1 protein-coding gene is annotated in these 24,305 nt (G+C 74.8%); it reads right to left on the reverse strand.

What is annotated here, in order from left to right; genetic code table 11:
* Positions 1-3: 3 nt before the first annotated feature.
* Positions 4-24,090 carry a type I polyketide synthase gene (locus tag MID12_RS02545; RefSeq protein ID WP_317633359.1) on the reverse strand — a complete coding sequence of 8,029 codons (24,087 nt, stop codon included), beginning with the start codon at positions 24,088-24,090 and terminating at the stop codon, positions 4-6.
* Positions 24,091-24,305 lie beyond the last annotated feature (215 nt).

The raw sequence follows: 24,305 nt of genomic DNA on the forward strand, positions 1-24,305 counted from the left end.
CGTTCAGGCCTCGCCGAGCTCCCGGTCGATCAGGTCGAAGAGCTCGCCCGCGGTCGCCGCTCCGGCGAGGTCGTCGTCCTCGTCCGGCGCCGCGGACGGCGCCTCGGGCAGGGGCTCTCCCTGCCAGCGGGCGAGCAGCGCGTGCAGGCGGGCGGTGACGCGGTCCCGGTCGGCGGGGTCCACGTCGCTGCCGTGCAGGGCCGTGTCGAGCCGGTCCAGGTCGGCGAGCAGGGCCTGGGCGGTGCCGGGGGGTTCGGGCAGGTCGAGTCGGGCCAGCAGGAGCGCGACCTGTGCCTGCGGGGTGGGGTAGTCGAAGACCAGCGTGGCCGGCAGCCGCAGCCCGGTGGCCGCGGTGATCCGGTTGCGCAGTTCGACCGCCGTGAGGGAGTCGAAGCCGAGTTCCTTGAAGGTCTGCTCCGGGTCGATCTCGTGCCCGGAGCCGTGGCCGAGCACGGCCGCGGCCTGGGTGCAGACCAGGTCGAGGACCAGCTGCTCCCGGTCGGCCGCGGGCAGCGGGGCGAGCTGCTCGGGCAGGCTCCGCTCGCTCGCCGCCGGGGCCGCCGCGGGCGCGGCGCCCGCCCGCCGCCGGGCCGGTGCGCGGACCAGGCCGCGCAGCAGGACCGGCAGGACGTCGTGGTGCTCGCGCAGGGCCTGGGGGTCCAGGTCCATCGGCAGCAGCGCGGCCCGGTCGCTGCCGAAGGCGGCGTCGAGCAGGCGCATGCCGCGCTCGGGTCCGAGCGGCACCATGCCGGTGCGCGCGTGCCGCTCCCGGTCGGCCTCGGTCAGCTCCCCGGTCATCCCGGCGTCCGGCAGCCAGGTGCCCCAGGCCAGCGAGACGGCGGGCAGGCCCGCGGCGCGCCGCCGGTGGGCGAAGGCGTCCAGGAAGGCGTTGGCGGCCGAGTAGTTGGCCTGCCCCGCCCCGCCGAAGGTGCCCGCGACCGAGGAGTAGACGACGAACCGGGCGAGGTCGAGGTCCCGGGTCAGCTCGTGCAGCGCGCTCACCGCGTCCGCCTTGGGCCGCAGGGCCTCGGCCAGCCGCTCGGGCGTCATCGAGGACAGCACGCCGTCGGCCAGGACGCCCGCGGTGTGGACCACCGCGGTCAGCGGATGCGCGGCCGGGACGCGGTCGAGCAGGGCGGCCAGGGCGGTGCGGTCGGCGATGTCGCAGGCGGCGACCGTGATCTCGGCGCCCAGGGCGGTGAGTTCCTCGCGCAGTTCGGCGGCGCCGGGCGAGTCGGGTCCGCGGCGGCCCGCGATCAGCAGGTGCCGCACCCCGTGCCCGGTGACCAGGTGCCGGGCGGTGACCCGGCCGAGGCCGCCGAGGCCGCCGGTGAGCAGGACCGTCCCGTCCGGGTCGGGGGCGACCGGCAGGGTCAGCACGACCTTGCCGATGTGCTGCGCCTGGCTCAGGAAGCGGAAGGCCTCGGGCGCGCGGCGCACGTCCCACACCGCCATGGGCAGCGGCCGCAGCGCGCCCTGGCCGAAGAGTTCGGAGAGTTCGGCGAGCATCTCGCCGATCCGGTCGGGACCGGCCTCGACGAGGTCGAAGGCCCGGTAGCGCACGTCCCGGTGGTCGGCCGCCACCTGCTCCGGGTCGCGTACATCGGTCTTGCCCATCTCCAGGAAGCGCCCGCCGCGCGGCAGCAGCCGCAGCGAGGCGTCCACGAACTCCCGTGCCAGGGAGTCGAGTACGAGGTCGAAGCCCGCGCCCTGGGTGCTCTGCCGGAAGTGCTCCTCGAAGGCGAGGTCCCGGGAGGAGGCCAGGTGCCCCTCGTCGAGGCCCGCGGCCCGCAGCGCCTGCCACTTGGCGGGGGACGCGGTGCCGTAGACCTCGGCGCCCAGGTGCCGGGCGAGCTGCACGGCCGCGGAGCCGACGCCGCCGGCCGCGGCGTGCACGAGCACCTTCTCGCCCTCGCGCAGCCCGCCGAGGTCGACGAGGGCGTAGTAGGCGGTCAGGTAGACGATGGGGACGGTCGCCGCCTCCGCGAAGGTCCAGCCCTTCGGGATACGGGTGACCATCCGCTCGTCGGCGACGGCGACCGGGCCGAAGGCTCCGGCGAACATGCCCATCACGCGGTCGCCGGGGGCGAGTCCGCGCACCGCGCTGCCGACCTCGGTGATCACCCCGGCGCCCTCCAGGCCGATGGCCGTGGCCTCGCCCGGGTACATGCCGAGGGCGGTCAGCACATCGCGGAAGTTGACGCCCGAGGCCCGCAGCGAGAGGCGCACCTCGCGCGGGGCGAGCGGGGCCAGCACCTCCGGGCAGGGGGCCAGGCGCAGGCTCTCCAGGGTGCCGGGCTCGGTGACGCCCAGGCGCCAGGCCTCGGTGTCCGGGGGCGGCGGCAGTTCCTGTCCCGCGGCGAGCGGCGTGATCTGCGGGGTGCTCGCGGCACCCTCGCGCAGGGCGACCTCGAAGGCCTCGGCGTCCAGTACGCCGGGCAGGGCCGCCGCGGAGGCCGGGCTGCCGTCGAGGTCGACGAGGACGAGCCGCCCGGGGTTCTCGGAGCGGGCCGAGCGCACCAGGCCCCAGACGGCGGCCTGCACCGGATCGGCGGCGCCGGGGCCGGTGGCGGTGGCCGCGCGGGTCACCACGGCGAGCCGGGTGGCGCCGAACGCGGGGTCGTCCAGCCAGCGCTGGAGGAAGGCGAGCACGCTCGCGGCGGTGTCCCTGACCGCCGTCGCCGGGTCGCCGGGCGGGGTGGCCGGGACCGCGTACAGGAGCTGCGCGGGGACGTCCCCGGCCTCGGTCAGCGCCTCGGTACCGGAGACCGCCCGGGCGTCCAGGCCCGCCGCGGTCAGCTCCCCGGCGAGGGCGCGGGCGGAGTCGCCGCCGACGACGGTCCAGGGCGCGGTGGCCGGTTCGGCCGCCGGGGACAGGGGCTGCCAGGCCACCTCGTACAGGCCCTGCCGCTCCGGCGCGCCGACGGTGGATCCGTCGAGGTCGCCGGTGAGTTCGCGCAGGGTGAGCGAGCCGACCGAGGCCACCGGGCGCCCGGCCGGATCGGCGAGCGCGAGGCTCACGGCCTCCGGGCCCTCCTGGACCATGCGCACCCGCACCGCGGAGGCGCCCACGGCGTCCAGGTGCACCTGGTTCCAGGAGAAGGGCAGCCGTCCGGCGTCCTTCATCGGGACGAACATCACGGCGTGCAGAGCCGCGTCGAGGAGGGCGGGGTGCAGGTCGAAGGCCCCGGCGGCGGGGTCGGCGTCGGCGGGCAGCGCGACCTCGGCGAACACCTCGGCGCCGCGCGTCCACACCCGGGTCAGGCCCTGGAAGAGCGGGCCGTAGAGGTGGCCGCGCTCGGCGAAGCGCTCGTAGAAGCCGTCGAGCGGGACCTCCTCGCCGCCCTGCGGCGGCCACTGGGTGAAGTCGTAGGGCTGGTCCGGGGTTTCGCCCGCCGCGGCGAGGCGTCCGCTGACGTGCAGGGTCCACTCGCCGTCCGGTCCGCCCTCCTCGCGGCGCCCGTGCACGGTCACCGTGCGCGAGCCGTCCGCGTCCGGCGCCTCGACGCGCACCTGCACCTGGACTCCCCCGCGCTCGGGCAGGGTCAGCGGGGCCAGGATGGTCAGTTCCTCGACCCGCTCGCAGCCGACCCGGCCGCCCGCGTGGAGCGCCAGGTCCAGGAAGCCGGTGGCCGGGAAGAGGGCGGTGCTGGTGAGGGCGTGCTCCTTGAGCCAGCCGCTGGTGGAGAGGTTGAGCCGTCCGGTGAGTACGCAGGTGTCGCCACCGGCGAGTTCGACCGCGGCGCCGAGCAGCGGGTGCTCGCTCGGGCGCAGGCCGACGGCGCTCACATCGCCGAGCAGTACGGGCGGCTTGGGCCAGAACCGGCGGCGCTGGAAGGGATAGGTCGGCAGTTCGACGGTCCGTGCGGCGTCACCGAACAGGGGCGTCCAGTCGACGTCGACGCCCTGGGTGAAGGCGCGGGCGAGCGCGTCGAGCAGACTCTCGCGCTCGGGGCGGTCCTTGCGCAGGACGGGGGCGAGGAAGACGCCGTCGACGTCCTCCAGGCTGCTCTGCGCCATGGCGGTCAGGGTCCCGTCGGGGCCGATCTCCAGGAAGCGGCGTACGCCCTGCTCCCCCAGGAGCCGTGCGCAGTCCGCGAACCGCACCGGCTCGCGCACATGCCGCACCCAATACCCCGGATCCGCCAACTCCCCCGCAGCCGCGACAGATCCGGTCAGCCCCGAGACCACAGCCATCCGCGGCTCCGCGAAGGACAACCCCTCCACCACCGCACGGAACTCCTCCAACATCGGCTCCATCAGCGGCGAATGGAACGCATGACTCACCCGCAACCGACTCACCCGACGCCCAGCAGCCCTCAACTCCGCCGCCAGCGCCGCGACTTCAGCCTCCACACCCGAAACCACCACCGCACGAGGACCGTTGACCGCCGCGACACCCACCTGCGGACGACTCTCAAGCAGCGGCAGCACCTCCCCCTCGGAAGCCTCCACCGCCCACATCGCACCACCGGCAGGCAATTGCTGCATCAGACGCCCACGCGCCGACACCAAAGCGCACGCATCCTCCAGCGAGAACACCCCCGCCACATGCGCCGCCGCGATCTCCCCCACCGAATGACCCGCCACGAACTCCGGCCGCACGCCCAGGGATTCGACCAGACGGAACAACGCCACCTCGACGGCGAAGAGCGCGGGCTGGGTCCAGCCGGTCTCGTTCAGCCGGTCGGCGTCCGCGCCGAGGACGACCTCGCGCAGCTCCTCGCCGACCTGGGCGCAGACCGCGTCGAAGGCCTCCGCGAAGACCGGGAAGGTCTCGTACAACTCCCGTCCCATGCCGAGGCGTTGGGCGCCTTGGCCGGAGAAGAGGAAGGCGAGCTTGCCCTCGCCGCGGTGGACTCCGGTCACCGTGTGCGGGCCGCTCTCACCGGAGGCGAGCAGCCGCAGTCCGTCGGTGAGTGCCGCCGGGTCGGCGCCGAGGACCACGGCACGGTGCTCGAAGACGGCCCGGGAGGCGGTCAGCGAGAGGCCGAGGTCCGCGGCGGCGAGGCCGGGGCGGTCCTGGACGTGGTGGAGGAGCTGCGCGGCCTGGGCCCGCAGGGCCTCGGCGGTACGGGCCGTGAGCACCCAGGGCAGAGGGGTCCCGGGCTCGGCGGCCCCGGGCTCGACAGGCTCAGCGCTCGGCTCCTCGGCGGGTTCCTCCGGCGCGTCCTCCAGGACGATGTGGGCGTTGGTGCCGCTGATCCCGAAGGAGGACACCCCCGCACGCCGCGGACGCCCGTCGGGCGTCTCCCAGTCCCGTGCCTGCTCCAGCAGCCGCACCGCACCCGCATCCCAATCGACATGCGAGGACGGCGCGTCCACATGCAAGGTCGCGGGCAGCACACCATGGCGCATCGCCAGCACCATCTTCATCACACCCGCCACACCCGCACCCGCCTGGGTGTGACCCACGTTCGACTTCACCGAACCCAGCCACAACGGTTCGGCTCCGGCACGCTCACGCCCGTACGTCGCAAGGAGCGCCTGCGCCTCGATCGGGTCGCCCAGCTTGGTGCCCGTACCGTGCGCCTCCACCGCGTCCACCTCGGACGCCGACACCCCCGCATCCGCCAACGCCGCCCGGATCACCCGCTGTTGCGAGGGACCGTTGGGGGCGCTGAGACCGTTGGAGGCACCGTCCTGGTTCACGGCAGAACCACGCACCACCGCAAGCACCGGATGGCCCTTCGCCCGCGCGTCCGACAGACGCTCCACAAGCAGCAGACCGCCGCCCTCGGAGAAACCCGTCCCGTCCGCCGCGTCCGCGAAGGCCTTGCACCGGCCGTCCTCGGCAAGCCCCTGCTGACGGCTGAAGTCCACGAACAGGCCTGGTGAGGCCATGACCGTGATGCCGCCCGCGAGAGCCATGTCGCACTCCCCGGAGCGCAGTGAGCGCACCGCGAGGTGCAGCGCGACCAGCGAGGCCGAGCACGCCGTGTCCACCGTCACCGCGGGGCCTTCGAGACCGAAGGTGTACGAGAGGCGGCCGGAGACGACACTCGCGGCGTTGCCGGTGAGGAGGTAGCCCTCGTAGTCCTCGCCGGAGGCGGCGAGCATGCCGGTGTAGTCCTGGCCGTTGGTACCGGCGAAGACGCCGGTACGGCTGCCGCGCAGGGTGCGCGGGTCGATTCCGGCGCGCTCGAAGCTCTCCCAGGCCATCTCCAGGAGCAGCCGCTGCTGCGGATCCATCGCCACCGCCTCACGCGGCGAGATCCCGAAGAACCCCGGATCGAATCCACCGGCCTCGTCGAGGAAGCCGCCGGTACGGGTGTACACCGTGCCGGGCTTGCCGGGCTCGGGATCGTAGAGGGCGCCGAGGTCCCAGCCGCGGTCCTCGGGGAAGGGCACCAGGCCCTCCTCGCCGTCGAGGAGCATCGTCCAGAGCTGCTCCGGGGTGCTGACGCCCCCGGGGAAGCGGCAGCCCATGGCGACCACGGCGATGGGCTCGTCCCCGTCGCCGACCGCCCTCGGCGCCTCGGCCTGCGGCTCCGAGGCGGTCTCCTCGGCGACCTCCGCGAGCAGGAAGTCCGCCAGGGCACGGCAGTTGGGGTGGTCGAAGACGAGGGTGCTGGGCAGGCTCAGGCCGGTGATGCGGTTCAGGCCGTTGCGCAGTTCGACCGCGCTGAGCGAGTCGATGCCGAGGTCGGTGAAGGGCCGTTCGGCGTCCACGTCCTCGGCGCGGGCATAGCCGAGCACGCCCGCGAGGTGCCCGCGGACGATGTCCAGTACGGCTCCGGCGCGCTCGTACTCCGGGCGGGAGGCGAGATGGGCCTGGAGCGAGGAGGCCCCCGCGGTCTCCGGCTGCGCGGTGCGGCCCGCCTCCTCCAGTGCCCGGTGCGCGGTGGGCAGTTCGTCGAAGAGGTGGCTCGGGCGCGGCGCGGTGAAGGAGGGCGCGTAGGTCTCCCAGCGCAGGTCGGTGACCATGACGTGGGTGTCGTCGAGGTCCAGGGCGCGGCCGAGGGCCTCGCAGGCGAGCGCGGTGTCCATGGGGTGGACGCCGTAGCGCCGCATCCGGTCGCCCGCCGCGTCGCCGACCATGCCGCCGTCGGCCCACAGCCCCCAGGAGACGGCGGTCGCGGGCAGGCCCGCGGCGCGGCGTTCCTCGGCGAGGGCGTCCAACAGGGCATTGCCGGGGGCGTAGTTGCCGAGTCCGGCGCCGCCGAGCACACCCGCGCTGGAGGAGAAGAGCACGAAGGCGGACAGGTCGAGGTCCCGGGTGAGTTCGTGCAGGTTGCGGGCGGCGGTGGCCTTGCCCCGCAGCACGGGCTCCATCCGGGCCGGGTCCAGGGAGTCGACGACGCCGTCGTCGAGGGAGCCGGCCGCGTGGAACACGCTGTCCAGGGGCTGCTCGGCGGGCACCTCCGCCAGCAGGCGGGCCAGCGCCTCGCGGTCCGAGACGTCGCAGGCGGCGAGGACCACCTCGACGTCCCGCGCGGCCAGTTCGTCCCGCAGCTCGACCGCTCCGGGCGCCTCGGCGCCGCGGCGGCCCGCCAGGATCAGGCGGGTGGCGCCGCGGTCGGCGAGCCAGCGCGCCAGGTGGCGGCCGAGGGCGCCGGTGCCGCCGGTGATCAGGGCCGTGCCCCGCGGCCGCCAGGAGGGTCCGGCGGCGAGGCTGCCCGGTGCGTGGAAGAGGCGGCGGCCGAACACCCCGGCGGGGCGCAGCGCGAGTTGGTCCTCCTGGCCGGAGTCGGCGAGGAGGGCGGCCAGGCGGGTGGCGCCCCGCGGGTCCAGTGCGGCGGGCAGGTCGACGAGACCGCCCCAGCGCTCGGAGTGCTCCAGGGCGGCGACCCGGCCAAAGCCCCAGACCAGGGACTGCGCGGGGTTGGGTGCGGCGTCCGCGGAACCGGCCCGGACGGCGCCGCTGGTGGCGTTCCACAGCGGGGCCTGGAGGCCCAGGTCGCCGAGGGCCTGCACCAGGGCGAGGGTGGCGGCGAGGCCGACCGGGACGGCGGGGTGCCCGGGGTGCGCGCGCTCGTCGAGGGCGAGCAGCGACAGGATCCCGTCCGGGGCGGCCTCGTCGTCCGCGGTGAGCAGCGCGGTGAGCGCCGCCCGGTCGACGTCGTCCGCGCCGAGCACGACCCGCCGTACGGAGCGTGCCCCGCCCGCGGTGAGGGCGTCGGCGACGGCCTCGGCCAACTCCGCGCGTCCGCCGGTGTCATGGGGCAGGACGAGCAGCCAGGTGCCGCTCAGCGCGCCGGAGGCGGCACCGGCGAGCGGGGTGAAGCCGACGCGGTAGCGCCAGCCGTCGGCCTCGAAGCGCTCCCGGCCGGAGCGCCGCCAGGTCGACAGCGCGGGCAGCAGGCTGCTGAGCGGGGCGTCCGCGGGCAGTTCGAGGGCGTCGGTGAGGGCTTCGAGGTCCTCCTGCTCGACGGTCTCCCAGAAGCGCGCCTCGACGGAGCCCTCGGGGGCGCCGCCCGACGCCTCGGCCGCGCCCTCGCGGATGGCCGGCCAGTAGCGGCGGTGCTCGAAGGGGTAGGTCGGCAGTTCGGTGCGGGTGGCCCCGGTACCGGCGAAGACGGCCTCCCAGTCGAGGGCGACACCGTGCACATGGGCGTCGGCGACGGCGGTGAGGAACTGGCGCAGCCCGCCCTGGTCACGGCGGAGCGAGCCGAGCACGGCCCCGGCCGCGCCCGCGTCCTCCAGGGTCTCGCGCAGTCCGACGGCGAGCACCGGGTGCGGGCCGACCTCCAGGAAGGTGCGGTGCCCCGCGGCGATCAGGCCGCGTACGGCCTCCTCGAAGCGGACGGTCTCGCGCAGGCCGTTGTACCAGTAGGCGGCGTCCAGCTCCGCGCTCTCCTGCCAGTCGCCGGTGAGCGTGGACCGGAAGGGGATCTCCGGCTCCCGGGGGTCGAGGCCGTCGAGGGCTTCGAGGACGGCCTCGCGGATCTCCTCGACCTGCGCGGAGTGCGAGCCGTAGTCGACCGGGACCTTGCGGGCGCGGACGCCGTCCCCGGTGAGGGCGGTGTACAGCTCGTCGAGGGCCTCGGCCTCGCCGGAGACCACGGTCGAGGAGGGGCCGTTGGCGGCGGCGAGCGCGAGCCGCCCCTCCCACGGTGCCAGGCGCTCCCGGGTCTCCTTCGCGGGCAGCGGTACGGACATCATGCCGCCGGTACCGGCGATGCGGACCAGGGCCCGGCTGCGCAGGGCGACGACGCGGGCGCCGTCCTCCAGGCTCAGCGCCCCCGCCACGCAGGCCGCGGCGATCTCGCCCTGGGAGTGCCCGACGACCGCGGCGGGCACCACCCCGAGGGAGCGCCACAGCGCGGCGGTGGACACCATCACGGCCCACAGCGCGGGCTGGACGACATCGACGCGGCCGAGGTCGGCGGCGTCCTCCTCGCCGCGCAGCACCGCGGTCAGGGACCAGTCGGTGTACGGCGCCAGGGCGCGGGCGCACTCCTCGACGGCGGCGGCGAACACCGGTGATTCGTCGAGGAGTTCGCGGGCCATACCGGCCCACTGGGCGCCCTGCCCGGGGAAGACGAGGACGGGCTGGGCGCCGCCGGAGACGGCCTCGGCCACCAGGGCGGGCCCGGCCAGCGGGCCGTCGGAGGCGAGCGCCGCCAGGGCCTCGTCCAGTTCGGCGGCGTCCCCGGCGAGGACCGCGGCGCGGTGCTCGAAGGCGGGGCGGCCGCAGGCGAGGGTGTAGGCGGCGTCGGTGAGCGGCAGATCCTTCTTGGCCCTGAGGTGGGTGCGCAGCCGGGCCGCCTGGGCGCGCAGCGCCGTCCGGGTGCGGCCGGAGACCAGTACGGGCACCACGGGCGGCGCGGTGGTGGTCTGCTGCCGCGGGTCGGCGGCCGGGGGCTGCTCGACGATGACGTGCGCGTTGGTGCCGCTCATGCCGAAGGAGGAGATGCCCGCGCGGCGCGGACGCCCGGCGTCGGGCCACTGCTGCTCCTCGGTCAGCAGCCGGACGTGGCCCGCGGTCCAGTCGACGTGCGGGGTGGGGTTCTGCGCGTACAGGGTGCGCGGCAGGACGCCGTGGCGCAGCGCCATCACCATCTTGATGACGCCGCCGACGCCCGCGGCGGCCTGGCTGTGGCCGATGTTGGACTTCAGCGAGCCGAGCCAGAGCGGCCGGTCCTCCTCCCGGTCCTGGCCGTACGTGGCGAGCAGGGCCTGCGCCTCGATCGGGTCGCCGAGCGTCGTACCGGTGCCGTGCGCCTCCACCGCGTCCACCTCGGACGGGGCGAGACCCGCGGCGGCCAGCGCCTGGCGGATCACCCGCTGCTGGGACGGACCGTTCGGCGCGGTCAGGCCGTTGGACGCGCCGTCCTGGTTGAGGGCGCTGCCGCGGACCACGGCGAGCACCTGGTGGTGGTTGCGGCGGGCGTCGGAGAGCCGTTCGAGGACGATCATGCCGACGCCCTCGGCCCAGCTCGCTCCGTCCGCGTCCGCGGAGAAGGGCTTGCAGCGGCCGTCCTCGGCGAGAGCGCGCTGGCGGCTGAACTCGATGAGGGAGCCGGGGGTCGACATCACGGTGACGCCGCCTGCCAGGGCCAGTTCGCACTCGCCCTGGCGCAGCGACTGGGCGGCCAGGTGCAGGGCGACCAGCGAGGAGGAGCAGGCGGTGTCCACGGAGACGGCCGGGCCTTCGAGTCCGAGGGCGTAGGAGATCCGCCCGGACAGCACGCTGGGCGAGTTGCCGGTGCCGACGTAGCCCTCGAAGTCGTCGTCGGAGGCGGCCAGGATCGTGACGTAGTCCTGGTAGGTGACACCCGCGAAGACGCCGGTGTGCGAGCCGCGGGCGGCGACCGGGTCGATCCCGGCGCGCTCCAGCGCCTCCCAGGAGACCTCCAGGAGGAGCCGCTGCTGCGGGTCCATGGCGAGGGCCTCGCGCGGGCTGATGGCGAAGAAGGCGGGGTCGAACCGGCTGGCGTCGTGCAGGAAGCCGCCCTCGCGGGTGTAGACCGTGCCCGGGTGGTCCGGGTCGGGGTGGTAGAGCCGCTCGGGGCTCCAGTTGCGGTCGGTGGGCAGCGGCGAGATGCCGTCCTGTCCGGCGCTCACCAGCTCCCAGAGCTCCTCGGGGCTGCCGATGCCGCCCGGGTAGCGGCAGGCCATGCCGACGACGACGATCGGGTCGTCGTCGACCGGGCGCGGGGCGGTGGCCGCGGTTCCCTGCCCGGCGGCCTCGAAGAGGTCCCGGGCGAGGTGCCGGGCGAGGCCCGCGGGCGTGGGGTGGTCGAAGACCAGGGTGGCGGGCAGGGTGACGCCGAGGGTGGTGCTGAGCCCGTTGCGCAGTTCGACGGCGGTGAGGGAGGTCAGGCCGAGGTCGGTGAACGGCCGTGCGGGCTCGACCTCTTCGGGGTCGTCGTGGCCGAGCACCCCGGCGATCTGGGCCCGCACCGCGGCCAGCAGGGTGCGCTCGCGCTCGGCGGCGGGCCGGGTCGCCAGGCGTTCCAGCATGCTTCCGGCCGGCTGGGTGCGGGTGGCGGCGCGGCGGCGGGCCGGGGCCGTCACCGGCGCGGCGGCGAGCGGTTCGGCCGGGGCCGCCGTGTCCTCCGGTACGTCCGCGCCCGGCTCGGCGGCGGGTACGGGCCGCATCAGGAGGGAGCCGATGTGCAGGACGGGCTCACCGGCGGTGTCGGCGGCGGTCAGCGCGAGGGTGTCGGCGCCGGTGCGCTCCAGGCGCACCCGCAGCGTCGTCGCGCCCGCCGCGTGGAGGGAGACCGAGGAGGCGGAGAACAGGACGCGGCCCTCGCCGAGTCCGTCGAGCGCCCCGAGGCCGAGCGGGTGCAGGGCCGCGTCGAGCAGGGCGGGGTGCAGGTCGTAGCGGGCGGCCTCGTCCTCCCGGTCGCCGGGCAGCGCGACCTCCGCGTAGACGGCCTCCGCGTCCTGCCAGGCGGTGCGCAGTCCGCGGAAGACCTCGCCGTAGTCGAGTCCGGCCTCCCGCAGCCTCTCGTACAGCCCCTCGGTGTCGAGTTCCGCGGCCCCGGCGGGCGGCCACTGGCTCAGGTCGTGGCCCGCTTCCGGCTCTCCGGCAGCCAGGATGCCCCCGGCGTGCCGGGTCCAGGGCGCGCCGGTCTCGGCTCCGCCCGGGCGGGCGTGCACACCGAAGGCGCGCCGGCCGCGGGCGTCGGGTGCCTCGACCCGTATCTGCAGCGCGAGGCCGCCTGCTTCGGGCAGGACGAGCGGGCTCTCCAGGACGAGTTCGGTCACCTGCTCGCAGCCGGTGTGCGCGCCCGCGCGCAGGGCGAGTTCGAGGAAGGCGGTACTGGGGACGACGGGCCGTCCGGCCAGCCGGTGGTCGTCGAGCCAGGTCTGGGTGCGGCCGGAGAGGCGGCCGGTCAGCAGCAGGGTCCCGTCGACGGCGGAGGGCACCACCGCGCCGAGCATCGGGTGCGCGGCGGCCACCAGTCCGGCCGCGGCCGGGTCGCCCTGGTCGGCGGAGCCGGTGATCCAGTACGAGCGGTGCTGGAAGGCGTAGGTGGGCAGTTCGACGGGGCGGGAGCCGGGCGCGAGAGCGCCGAGGACCGCGCTCCAGTCCACCGGTACGCCGCGGGTGTGCAGCGCCCCGACGGCGGACACCAGGGACAGGGTCTCGGGCCGGTCCTTGTCGAGGGCGGGCACGGCCAGCAGTGCGGGTGTCCCCCAGGCGCCGCGGGCGAGCGTGGCCAGGGTGGCGTCGGGTCCGAGTTCGAGGTGCCGGTCGGCGCCGAGGGCCTCCAGGCGGGCGAGTCCGTCGTGGAAGCGCACCGCTTCACGCACGTGCCGCACCCAGTAGCCGGGGTCGGTGAGTTCGCCCTCGGCGGCCGGCTGTCCGGTGAGGTCGGAGACGAGCGGGAGGCGCGGCTCCGCGTAGGCGACGCTCTGCGCCACGGCCCGGAACTCCGCCAGCATGGGTTCCATACGGGGCGAGTGGAAGGCGTGGCTGACCGCGAGGCGGGTGGTCCTGCGCCCGCGTGCCGCGAAGTCCGCGGCGATCTCCCGCACCGCCTCCTCGTCCCCCGAGATCACCACGGAGCGGGGGCCGTTGACGGCGGCGAGGCCGAGCGCGTCCTCGCGTCCGAGCAGCAGCGGGAGCACCTCCTCCTCCGCGGCCTCCAGGGCGGCCATCGCCCCGCCCTCCGGCAGCGCCTGCATGAGCCGGCCGCGGGCGGCGACCAGGCGGCAGGCGTCGGGCAGCGTGAAGACTCCCGCCACATGGGCGGCGGCCAGCTCCCCCACGGAGTGGCCGAGCAGGTGGCCGGGGCGCACCCCCCAGGACTCCAGGAGCCGGAAGAGGGCGACCTCGACCGCGAACAGGGCGGGCTGCGCGTACTCGGTACGGGACAGCTCGGCCTCGTCGGTGCCGAAGACGACCTCGGCGAGCGGACGCGGGAGCAGCCCCTCGAAATGTCCGCAGACGGTGTCGAAGGCCTCCGCGTACACCGGGAAGGCGGCGTGCAGTTCGCGGCCCATGCCGGGGCGCTGGGTGCCCTGTCCGGCGAAGAGGAAGGCGGTGCCGCCCTCGGTCAGGGTGTCGCCGGTGACGACCGCGGGCGAGGGGTCCCCCTCGGCGAGCGCGGCGAGTCCGGCCAGCAGTTCACCGTGCTCCGCGCCGGAGACGACCGCCCGGTGCTCCAGGGGTGCCCGGGTGAACGCCAGGGCGTGGCCGATGTCGGCCGGGTGCAGCGCGGGCCGCTGGGCGACATGGCCGAGCAGGCGCGCGGCCTGGGCGCGCAGGGCGGCGGCGCTGCGGGCCGAGAGCAGCCACGGTACGGGGTGTCCGCCCCGCGGGGCGTCCGTCGCGGCGCGGGGCGCGGCCGGGGGTTCGGCGACGATGACGTGCGCGTTGGTGCCGGACACCCCGAAGGCCGAGACACCGGCCCTGCGGGTCCGTTCCCCGCCGGGCCAGGCGACCGGTTCGTCGAGGAGCCGGACGTGTCCCGCGCTCCAGTCGACCTGCGTGGTCGGCGCCCCGGCGTGCAGGGTGCGCGGCAGGGTGTTCTCGCGCAGCGCGAGCACCATCTTGATGAGGCCCACGGCGCCCGCGGCGGCCTGGGTGTGCCCGAGGTTGGACTTGACCGAGCCGAGCCACAGCGGCCGGTCCTCCTCGCGGTCCTGGCCGTACGTGGCGAGCAGGGCCTGCGCCTCGATCGGGTCGCCGAGCGTGGTGCCCGTACCGTGCGCCTCCACCGCGTCCACGTCCGAGGGGGACAGACCGGCCGCGGCCAGCGCCTGCCGGATCACCCGCTGCTGGGACGGGCCGTTCGGCGCCGTCAGACCGTTGGAGGCACCGTCCTGGTTGACGGCCGTGCCCTCGACCACGGCGAGGACGGGGTGGCCGTGGCGCCGGGCGTCCGACAGTCGCTCGACGACGAGCACGCCGACGCCCTCGGACCAGCCGGTGCCGTCGGCCTCCTCGGCGAAGGCCTTGCAGCGCCCGTCGGGGGCGAGGCCGCCCTGGAGGCTGAACTCCACGAAGGCGCCCGGGTCGGCGATGACGGTGACGCCTCCGGCGAGCGCGAGGTCGCACTCGCCCGAGCGCAGCGACTGGGCCGCCAGGTGCAGGGCGACCAGGGCGGAGGAGCAGGCGGTGTCGACGGTGACCGCCGGGCCCTCCAGACCCAGGGCGTAGGACACCCGGCCGGAGACCACACTGCCGGCCTGGCCGGTGAGCAGGTGCCCGCCGAGCCCTTCCGGGATCTCCCGCAGCCCGGTCGCGTAACCGGAGCCGCCCGCGCCGACGAAGACGCCGGTGCGCGAGCCCTTCAGACCGGTCGGCGCGACACCGGCCCGCTCCAGGGCCTCCCAGGAAGTCTCCAGGACCAGGCGCTGCTGGGGGTCGAGGGCCTGCGCCTCGCGCGGGCTGATGCCGAAGAAGGCGGCGTCGAAGGCGGAGGCCCCGGAGAGGAAGCCGCCGGAACGGGTGTCGCTGATCTCCAGGAGGGACCCCAGGTCCCAGCCGCGGTCCTCGGGGAACCCGGCGACGGCGTCCTCCCCCGCGGCGAGCAGTTCCCACAGCGCGTCGGGTCCGTCGACACCGCCCGGCAGGCGGCATCCCATGCCGACGACGACCACGGGGTCGGTGTCCAGCGCGGCGGCCACGGGCGCGGTCTCGCTCGACTCGGCGCCGAAGAGCTCGTCGCGGAGCCGGGCGGCGACGGCCAGCGGGGTCGGGTGGTCGAAGACCAGCGTGGAGGGCAGGGCGACACCGGTGGCCGCCCTCAGGTCGTTGCGCAGCTCGACCGCGGTGAGCGAGTCGAAGCCCATCTCGCGGAAGGCGCGGCCCGCGGCGACGGGCGCCGGGTCGCCGTGGCCGAGCGCGGCGGCGGCCCGTTCCCGCACCAACTCCAGGAGCGCGGCGGCGCGTTCCTCCCCGCCGAGCGGGGCGAGCCGGTCACGCAGCGCGGCGGCGGCACCGTCGGCCTCGCCCTGCGGGCCGGAGTCGACGACGGCCTCGGGCAGCGCGCCGAGCAGCGGGCTGGGCCGGCCGGTGGTGAAGGCGGGGGCGAACCGCGGCCAGTCGACGTCGGCGACCACCACCGCGGTGTCCCGGGCGGCGAGGGCGCTGCCCAGCGCGGTCAGCGCGGTCTCCGGGTCGAGCGGCAGCAGGCCCCGGCGGCGGAGGAGTTCCTGCGCCTCCTCCTCGGCGGCCATGCCGGTGCCGCCCCAGGGACCCCAGGCCACCGCGGTGCCCGGCAGGCCGCGGGTCCTGCGGCGTTCGACCAGCGCGTCGAGGTGGGCGTTGGCGGCGGCGTAGGCGGCCTGGCCGCCGCTGCCCCAGACCCCGGCGATGGAGGAGAAGACGACGAAGTCCGTCAGTTCCGCGGTACGGGTCAGTTCGTCGAGGTGGTCGGCGGCGACTGCCTTGGCGCGCAGGACGGCGTCCAACTGCTCGGGGGTGGTGGCGGCGATCACCTCGTCGTCGAGGACTCCGGCCGCGTGCACCACGGCGTCCACCGGGTGCTCGGCAAGCAGCCGGGCGACCTCCTCCCGCTCGCCCATGTCACAGGCCACCAGGGCGACTTGGGCACCCGCGGCCTCCAACTCGGCGCGCAGCTCCGGGGCGCCGGGCGCCTTCGGACCGCGGCGGCTGACCAGGACGAGCTCCCGCGCGCCCCGGCTCACCGCCCAGCGTGCCACCCGGGCACCGAGCGCACCGGTGCCTCCGGTGAGCAGCACGCGGCGCGGTGCGCTCCAGTCCGCGGCGGCGGCGGCGGCCGCGGGGGCGTGCGCCAGCCTGCGGCCGAAGGCGGCGGCGCCGCGGACGGCCACCTGGTCCTCCGCACCGGAGGCGAGCACGGCCGCCAGCCCGGCAAGCGCCCGGCGGTCGGCGTGTGCGGGCAGGTCGGCCAGACCGCCCCAGCGCTCGGGGGCCTCCAGCGCGGCTACCCGGCCCAGACCCCACACGGCGGCCTGGTCGGGCCGGACGGGGGCCTCGCTGCCGCCGCCCGGGGCGACGGCACCACTCGTGACCAGCCACAGCCGGGCCGAGGGCACGGTGTCGCCGGTCGCCTGCACCACGGCGAGCGCGGCGTGGGCGTCCTGCGGGCAGGCGAGCACCCCGGCGGGCGGCTCCCCGCCCTCCGAGGCGGCGGTGAGCACGGCGCCCACCTCACCGCGGGAGGCCTCCGGCGCACACCTCACGCGCTCCACCCCGGGCACGAACTCCTCGATGCCGGGCAGCGGTTCGTCCCGCCCCTCCGGCTGGAGCAGCAGCCAGCGGCCCGGCACCGCGGGCGCCTCGGGAAGGCCGAGCCGCTCCCAGCGCACGGTGTAGCGCAGTCCGTCCGCGGCCCGGCGCTCGTGCTGCGCCTGCCGCCAGGCGGACAGGGCGGGCACCACGCGGTCCAGGTCCTCACCGTCGAGGTCCAGCACACCGGCGAGTTCGGCCGCGTCCCCGCGCTCGACGACCTCCCAGAACGCCGCGTCGGCCGGGTCCTGCACCGATCCGGCCCGCTCCCCACCACGCGGCTCGGGCCAGTACCAGGACCGCTGGAAGGCATAGGTCGGTACGAGGGGCAGCGCCGCCCCGCCCGCCTGCCCGAGCAGCGGCGTCCAGTCCACCGGCACACCCCCGGCGAACAGCGCCCCGACAGCGGCCACCAGGCTGTCGGCCTCGGGTCGGTCCTTGCGCTGCGCGGGAGTGAGGAGGTGGTCCCCTTCCTCCGGCAGGTTGGTGGCGGCGAGGGCGGTGAGGGTGCCGTCGGGCCCGATCTCCAGGAAGCGGGTGACTCCCGCGCCTGCCAGGGCTTTGATGCCGTCGGCGAAGCGGACGGCTTCGCGGACGTGACGGACCCAGTAGGCGGGGTTCGTCCACTCATCCGCTTCGGCTGTGGCGCCGGTCAGGGTGGAAACGACGGGGAGTTGCGGGGTCTCGTAGGTCAGGCTCTCGGCGAGGGTGCGGAACTCCTCCAGCATCGGGTCCATCAACGGTGAGTGGAAGGCGTGGCTGACCTTCAGCCGGTTGGTGCGGTGACCCTGCTCATTCAACTCGGTTGCGAGGGCTTGGACTTCGGCCTCGGCGCCGGAAAGGACCACGGCTCGGGGGCCGTTGACCGCCGCGATACCGACCTCCGGACGGTCTTCGAGGAGAGGCAGGACTTCCGCCTCGGAGGCCTCCACCGCCCACATGGCTCCGCCTGCGGGCAGTTGCTGCATCAGACGGCCACGCGCAGACACCAGGGCGCACGCGTCTTCCAGGGAGAACACGCCCGCGATGTGCGCCGCCGCGATCTCCCCGACGGAGTGACCGGCCACGAAGTCCGGGCGTACGCCGAACGATTCGAGCAGACGGAACAGGGCCACCTCGAAGGCGAAGAGGGCGGGCTGCGTCCAGCCGGTCTCGTTCAGCCGGTCAGTGTCCTCACCAAAGACGACGTCTCGCAGCTCTTCGCCGAGCTGTGAGCAGATCGCGTCGAAGGCGTCCGCGAATGCAGGGAAGGCCTCGTACAACTCCCGCCCCATGCCTGGGCGTTGGGCGCCCTGACCCGCGAACAGGAACGCCAACCGACCCTCAACCACCGTGCCGAGCGTCACCCGCGGCGAGGTCTCACTCCGCGCCAACGCCCCCAGACCGGCAAGCAGTTCCTCACGGTCAAAGCCACGCACCACGGCACGGTCCTCGAACGCCGAACGCGTCAACGCCAGTGCACGACCCACAGCCCGCACATCCACACCGGGCTGCTCCTCGACCCAGGCAGCCAGACGCTCCGCCTGCGCACTCAACGCACCGCGACCACGCCCCGACACCACCCACGCCACCGGAACACCAGCAACATCGATGCCTGCGCCGGTGTCGGTGTCGGTGTCGGTGTCGGTCTGCGCCAACGACCCTTCGTCTGCCGGGAGTTCACCCCCACCGGACAGGTCCTCAGGCGCCTGCTCCAAGATCACGTGTGCGTTCGTCCCGCTCAACCCGAACGACGACACACCCGCACGCCGCGGACGACCCTCCACCTCCGGCCACCCGCACGACTCCTCCAACACCCGCACCGCACCCGCAGACCAGTCCACCCGCGACGACGGTGCCCCCACATGCAACGAGGCGGGCAACACCCCACGCCCCAACGCCTCCACCATCTTGATCACACCCGCCACACCCGCAGCAGCCTGCGTATGACCAAGATTCGACTTCACCGACCCCAACCACAACGGACTCTCCATCGGCCGGTCCTGCCCGTACGTCGCCAGCAGAGCCTGCGCCTCGATCGGATCACCCAACGCCGTCCCCGTACCGTGCGCCTCCACCACATCCACACCATCGGCAGACACACCCGCATCAGCCAGAGCCGCACGAATCACCCGCTGCTGCGAGGGACCATTCGGCGCGGTCAGACCGTTGGACGCACCGTCCTGATTGACCGCGGACCCACGCACTACCGCCAGAACCCGATGCCCCTTCGCACGCGCCACCGACAAGCGCTCCACCACCACAACACCGACACCCTCACCCCACCCCGTACCATCCGCACCCTCACCGAACGCCTTGCACCGGCCATCCACCGCCAGACCACCCTGACGGGAGAACTCCACAAACGCACCCGGCGTCGACATCACCGTCGCCCCACCCGCAAGCGCCAGATCACACTCCCCCGAGCGCACCGAACGCACCGCCAGATGCAAGGCCACCAACGACGACGAGCACGCCGTGTCCACCGTCACCGCAGGACCCTCAAGCCCCAGCACGTACGACACACGGCCCGACACCACACTGGCCGCGCTGCCCGTGCCCACGTAGCCCCCGAAGTCCCCCTCCGAGACACCCAGCAGCACCGGATAGTCCTGGCCGTTGGTGCCCGCGAAAACGCCCGTCCGGCTCCCCCGCAGCGACCGCGGATCCATCCCCGAGCGCTCCACCGCCTCCCACGACGCCTCCAACAGCAACCGCTGCTGCGGATCCATCGCCAACGCCTCACGCGGAGACACCCCGAAGAACTCCGCATCAAAACCACCGACGCCGTCGAGGAAGCCGCCGCTGCGGGTGTGACTGGCGTAGGGGTTGTCCTTGTCGGCGCCGAAGATCAGGTCGAGGTCCCAGCCGCGGTCCGTGGGGAAGTCGGTGATCCCGTCCCGCTCCTGGACCAGCAACTCCCACAACGACTCAGGGGAATCCACCCCACCCGGGAAACGGCACGCCATCCCCACGATCGCCACCGGCTCATCCCCGACAGCACCCGCCACGGGCACCACAGCAGCACCAGCCGCCTCCGCGACCGCACCCCCGCACACCTCATCCCGCAAGAACCCCGCCAACGCCAACGGCGTCGGATAATCAAAAACCACCGTCGCCGGCAACGACACCCCACACACCGACGCCAGCACATTGCGCAACTCCACCGCGATCAACGAATCCACACCCAGATCACGGAACGAACGCTCCGCACCCACCTCCCCCGCACCCGCAAACCCCAACACCCCAGCAGCACGCGACCGCACCAACTCCAACACCTCACGCAACTGCCCCTCCACCGGCAACCCCGCAAGACGCCCACGGAGGCCATGGGTGTCCTCGGTGCCGGACTCGGGCAAGGCAGGGGCGCGGTGCAGCTCGGCGAGCAGCGGGCTGGGGCGGACGGCGGTGAAGGCCGGGACGAAGCGGTCCCAGTCGATGTCGGCGACGAGGAGGGCGGCGGCGGTGCCGGTGGCGCGGGCGGCCAGTGCCTCCAGTGCGTCCGCCGGGTCGAGGAGGCTCACCCCACCGCGTACCTGGCGCTCCTCGGCCGCGGCGTCGGCGGCCATCCCTCCGCCCGCCCAGGGACCCCAGGCGATCGACGTGCCCGGCAGACCCGCGGCCCTGCGCTCCTCGGCCAGCGCGTCCAGCATGGCGTTGGCGGCGGCGTAGTTGGCCTGGCCGAGGGAGCCGACGGTGCCGGCGAAGGAGGAGAAGAGGACGAAGGCGGAGAGTTCACGGCCGCGGCTCAGTTCGTCCAGGTGCCGCGCGCCGACGACCTTGGCGCGGAACACGCTGCGGAACCGCTCCTCGGTCAGCCCGGAGAGCACACCGTCGTCGAGCACACCCGCGGTGTGGACGACGGCGTCCACCTCGTGGCCCTCGAACAGCCCGCGCACCGCCTCACGGTCCGTCAGATCGAGCGCGGCGAAGGTCACTTCTGCGCCGAGGGAGGTGAGCTCCTCGCGGAGTTCGACGGCGCCGGGGGCTTCGTCGCCGCGCCTGCTCACCAACAGCAGGTGGGCGGCGCCCTGTTCGGCGGCCCAGCGGGCAACCCGCTTGCCCAGGGCGCCCGTTCCGCCCGTCACCAGGACGGTGCCCGCCGGGGTCCAGGCGGCCTCCTTCTCCTGGACGGCGGGAACAAGCCTGCGGCCGAGGGCGGCGCCCGGCCGGACGGCCACCTGGTCCTCGCCCCCGGTGGGAGCGCCCGCCAGCAGTCCGGCGAGGCGTGCCGCGGAGCGCCGGTCGAGCGTCTCCGGCAGGTCGATCAGACCGCCCCAGCGGTCGGGGTGCTCCAGGGCGGCGACCCGGCCGAGGCCCCAGACCGCGGCCTGCTCCGGGCGGGGGCCGACGTCCTCGGAGGTGGCCGCGACGGCGCCGCGGGTGAGCGTCCAGAGCGGAGCGGATATCCCGGCGTCGCCGAGGGCCTGCACCAGGAGCGCCGAGTGGAGCAGCCCGGACGGCACGTCCTCGTGCTCGCCCTCGCTCAGCGGGAGCAGGGAGACGACGCCTGCCAGGCCGGTGTCCTCGGCGGCCTCGGTGAGGCGTGCGGCCAGTTCCTCCCGCGAGGTGTCCGGCTCATGGGTCAGGGAGACCGGTTCGGCCCCGGCATCCGCCAGGGCGGTCCGCAGGGTCTCGTAGGCCTCGGGGTCCGGCGATGCGGACGGGAGCACGCAGAGCCAGCGCCCGGTCAGGCGGGCGGTGTCGGACAGTCCGGAGACGGAGCGCCAGACGACCTCGTGGTGGTGGCGGCTCGGCTCGGCGGCCGAGCCGTCGGCGGCGTAGGAGCGTTCGAGCCAGTAGCGGTCGCGGTGGAAGGCGTAGGTCGGCAGAGCGACGGTGTGCGCCCCCGGCAGCAGCGCGGACCAGGCCAGCTCGCCGCCGTGCAGATGGTGCCGGGCGAGCGCGCCGAGCAGCGCCTCCGGCTCCGAACGGTCCTTGCGCTGGGCGGAGTTGAACAGGAGCCGGTCGTTCTCCGACAGGGTGTGGGCGGCGAGTGCGGTCAGGGTGCCGTCCGGCCCGATCTCCAGGAACCGGGTCACCCCGGCAGCGGCCAACGCCTCCACACCGTCACCGAAACGCACGGCCTCGCGCACATGGCGCACCCAGTACGCCGGGTCCCCCCACTCGTCCGCGTCCGCCACCGCACCGGTCAGCGTCGAGACGACGCCGAGCTGCGCAGGCCCGTACGTCACGCCCTCGGCAACCGCACGGAACTCCTCCACCATCGGTTCCATCAACGGCGAATGGAAAGCGTGGCTGACCTTCAACCGGTTGACGCGGTGACCCCGCTCCCGCAACTCACCAGCCAGCACCTCGACTTCGGCCTCAGCACCCGAAAGCACCACCGCACGCGGCCCGTTGACCGCCGCGACACCCACCTCCGGACGGCCCTCGAGCAGCGGCAGCACCTCCGCCTCCGAGGCCTCCACCGCCCACATCGCACCACCCGAAGGCAGCTGCTGCATCAGACGACCGCGTGCTGCCACCAGAGCGCACGCGTCTTCCAGGGAGAACACGCCCGCGACATGCGCGGCAGCGATCTCCCCGACCGAGTGACCGGCCACGAACTCCGGCCGCACACCGAACGATTCGACCAGACGGAACAACCCCACCTCGAACGCGAACAACGCGGGCTGAGCATGCTCCGTACGCCGCAGAACCTCCGGATCCCCGCCCTCGAACACGACCTCCCTCAACCCGGGGATGTGCGCGCAGATCGCGTCGAACGCCTCCGCGAACACCGGGAACGCCTCGTACAACTCCCGTCCCATGCCCAGCCGTTGGGAACCCTGACCCGCGAACAGGAAGGCGGTGCGTCCCTCGCCGCGGTCCTGGCCGGTGAGCACGGTCTCGTGTGCTTCGCCGGTGGCCAGCGCGGTGAGGCCGGTGCGCAGCTCGGACTCGGTGCCGAGGACGGCGGCGCGGAACGGGAGGGCGGCGCGGGTGGTCGCCAGGGAGTGGGCCAGGTCGTAGGTGTCGGTGCCGGGGTGGGCGGTGAGGTGGGTCAGGAGCCGGCCGGCCTGGGCGCGCAGGGCGGTCTCGTCGCGGGCGGACAGTACCCAGGGCAGGACGGGCAGGGCGGCGCGCGGGGCGGGGGCGTCCTCGTCCTCCTCGGGTGCCTGCGGCGCCTGTTCGATGATCGCGTGGGCGTTGGTGCCGGAGACGCCGAAGGCGGAGACGCCGACGCGCCGCGGGTGGTCGGCCTCGGGCCACGGTGCGGCCTCGGTGAGCACCCGGAGGTGTCCGGCCGACCAGTCGACATGGCGGGAGGGCTGTTCGGCGTGGAGGGTGGCCGGGAGGACGCCGTGGTTCAGGGCGAGAATCGCCTTGATGACGCCGACGGCACCGGCGGCGGCCTGGGTGTGGCCGATGTTCGACTTCGCGGATCCGAGCAGCAGCGGGCGCTCGGCGGGGCGCCCCTGCCCGTAGGTGGCGAGCAGGGCCTCGGCCTCGATGGGGTCGCCGAGCGAGGTGCCGGTGCCGTGCGCCTCGACGGCGTCGACCTCGGCGGCGGGCACCCCGGCGTTGGCGAGTGCGGCGAGGATGACGCGCTGCTGGGCGAGGCCGTTGGGCGCGGTGAGCCCGTTGGAGGCGCCGTCCTGGTTGACCGCGGAGCCGCGGACCACGGCGAGGACCCGGTGGCCGTTGCGCCGGGCGTCGGAGAGGCGCTCGACGACGAGGATTCCGGCGCCCTCGGCCCAGCCGGTGCCGTCGGCGTCGTCGGAGAAGGCCTTGCAGCGGCCGTCGGAGGAGAGGCCGCCCTGGGCGCCGAACTCGATGAAGGCGCCGGGGCCGGACATCACGGTGACGCCGCCGACGAGGGCGAGGGAGCACTCGCCCGACTGGAGCGACTGGGCGGCCTGGTGCAGGGCGACCAGGGAGGAGGAGCAGGCGGTGTCCACGGTGACGGCGGGGCCTTCGAGGCCGAGGGTGTAGGCCACCCGCCCGGACAGGACGGACATCGAGTTGCCGGTGAGCAGGTGGCCGCGGACGTCCTCGGGGACCTCGCGCAGACCGGAGGTGTAGCCCTGGTCGCTGCAGCCGACGAAGACACCGGAGCGGCTGCCGCGCAGCGCGGTGGGGTCGATGCCCGCGTGTTCCAGGGCCTCCCAGACGACTTCGAGCAGGAGGCGCTGCTGCGGGTCCATGGCGAGGGCCTCGCGGGGCGAGATGCCGAAGAAGGCCGGGTCGAAGCAGGGGGCGTCATGGACGAAGCCCGCCTGCCGCCGGGAGCCCTCGGCGCCTTCGACGGGGCCGCGGTGCCAGCCGCGGTCGGCGGGCCAGTCCGAGACGGCGTCGGTGCCGGAGGAGAGCAGGTCCCAGAAGTCCTCGGGGCCGCGCACCTCGCCGGGGAGGCGGCAGCCGAGACCGACGACGGCCAGGGGCTCGCGCTCGCGGGACTCCAGCTGGCGCAGCTTGCGGCGGGTCTCGTGCAGGTCGAGGGTGACCCTCTTGAGGAAGTCCCGAAGCTGCGCCTCATTCGACATGGACTACCCCCACAGGTGATCGGTTCGGCTTAGGGAACGCTGCTGTCGTCTGGAGCCCGGGGCCGTACCGGTGCTGTCCGGCCCGCTGCTTTCCTCGTACGGCTCGGACAGCATGACCCGCGACGCGGGGTCTTTTCGGTACCCGGCCGGGTTCTCTGGGGAAACCCTTGGAAATCCCCGGCGGGTGTCATCGGCGCAGGCGGGGCCCTGTCCGC

The sequence above is a fragment of the Streptomyces sp. SCSIO ZS0520 genome, from assembly GCF_025643355.1.
GTDB lineage: Bacteria > Actinomycetota > Actinomycetes > Streptomycetales > Streptomycetaceae > Streptomyces > Streptomyces physcomitrii.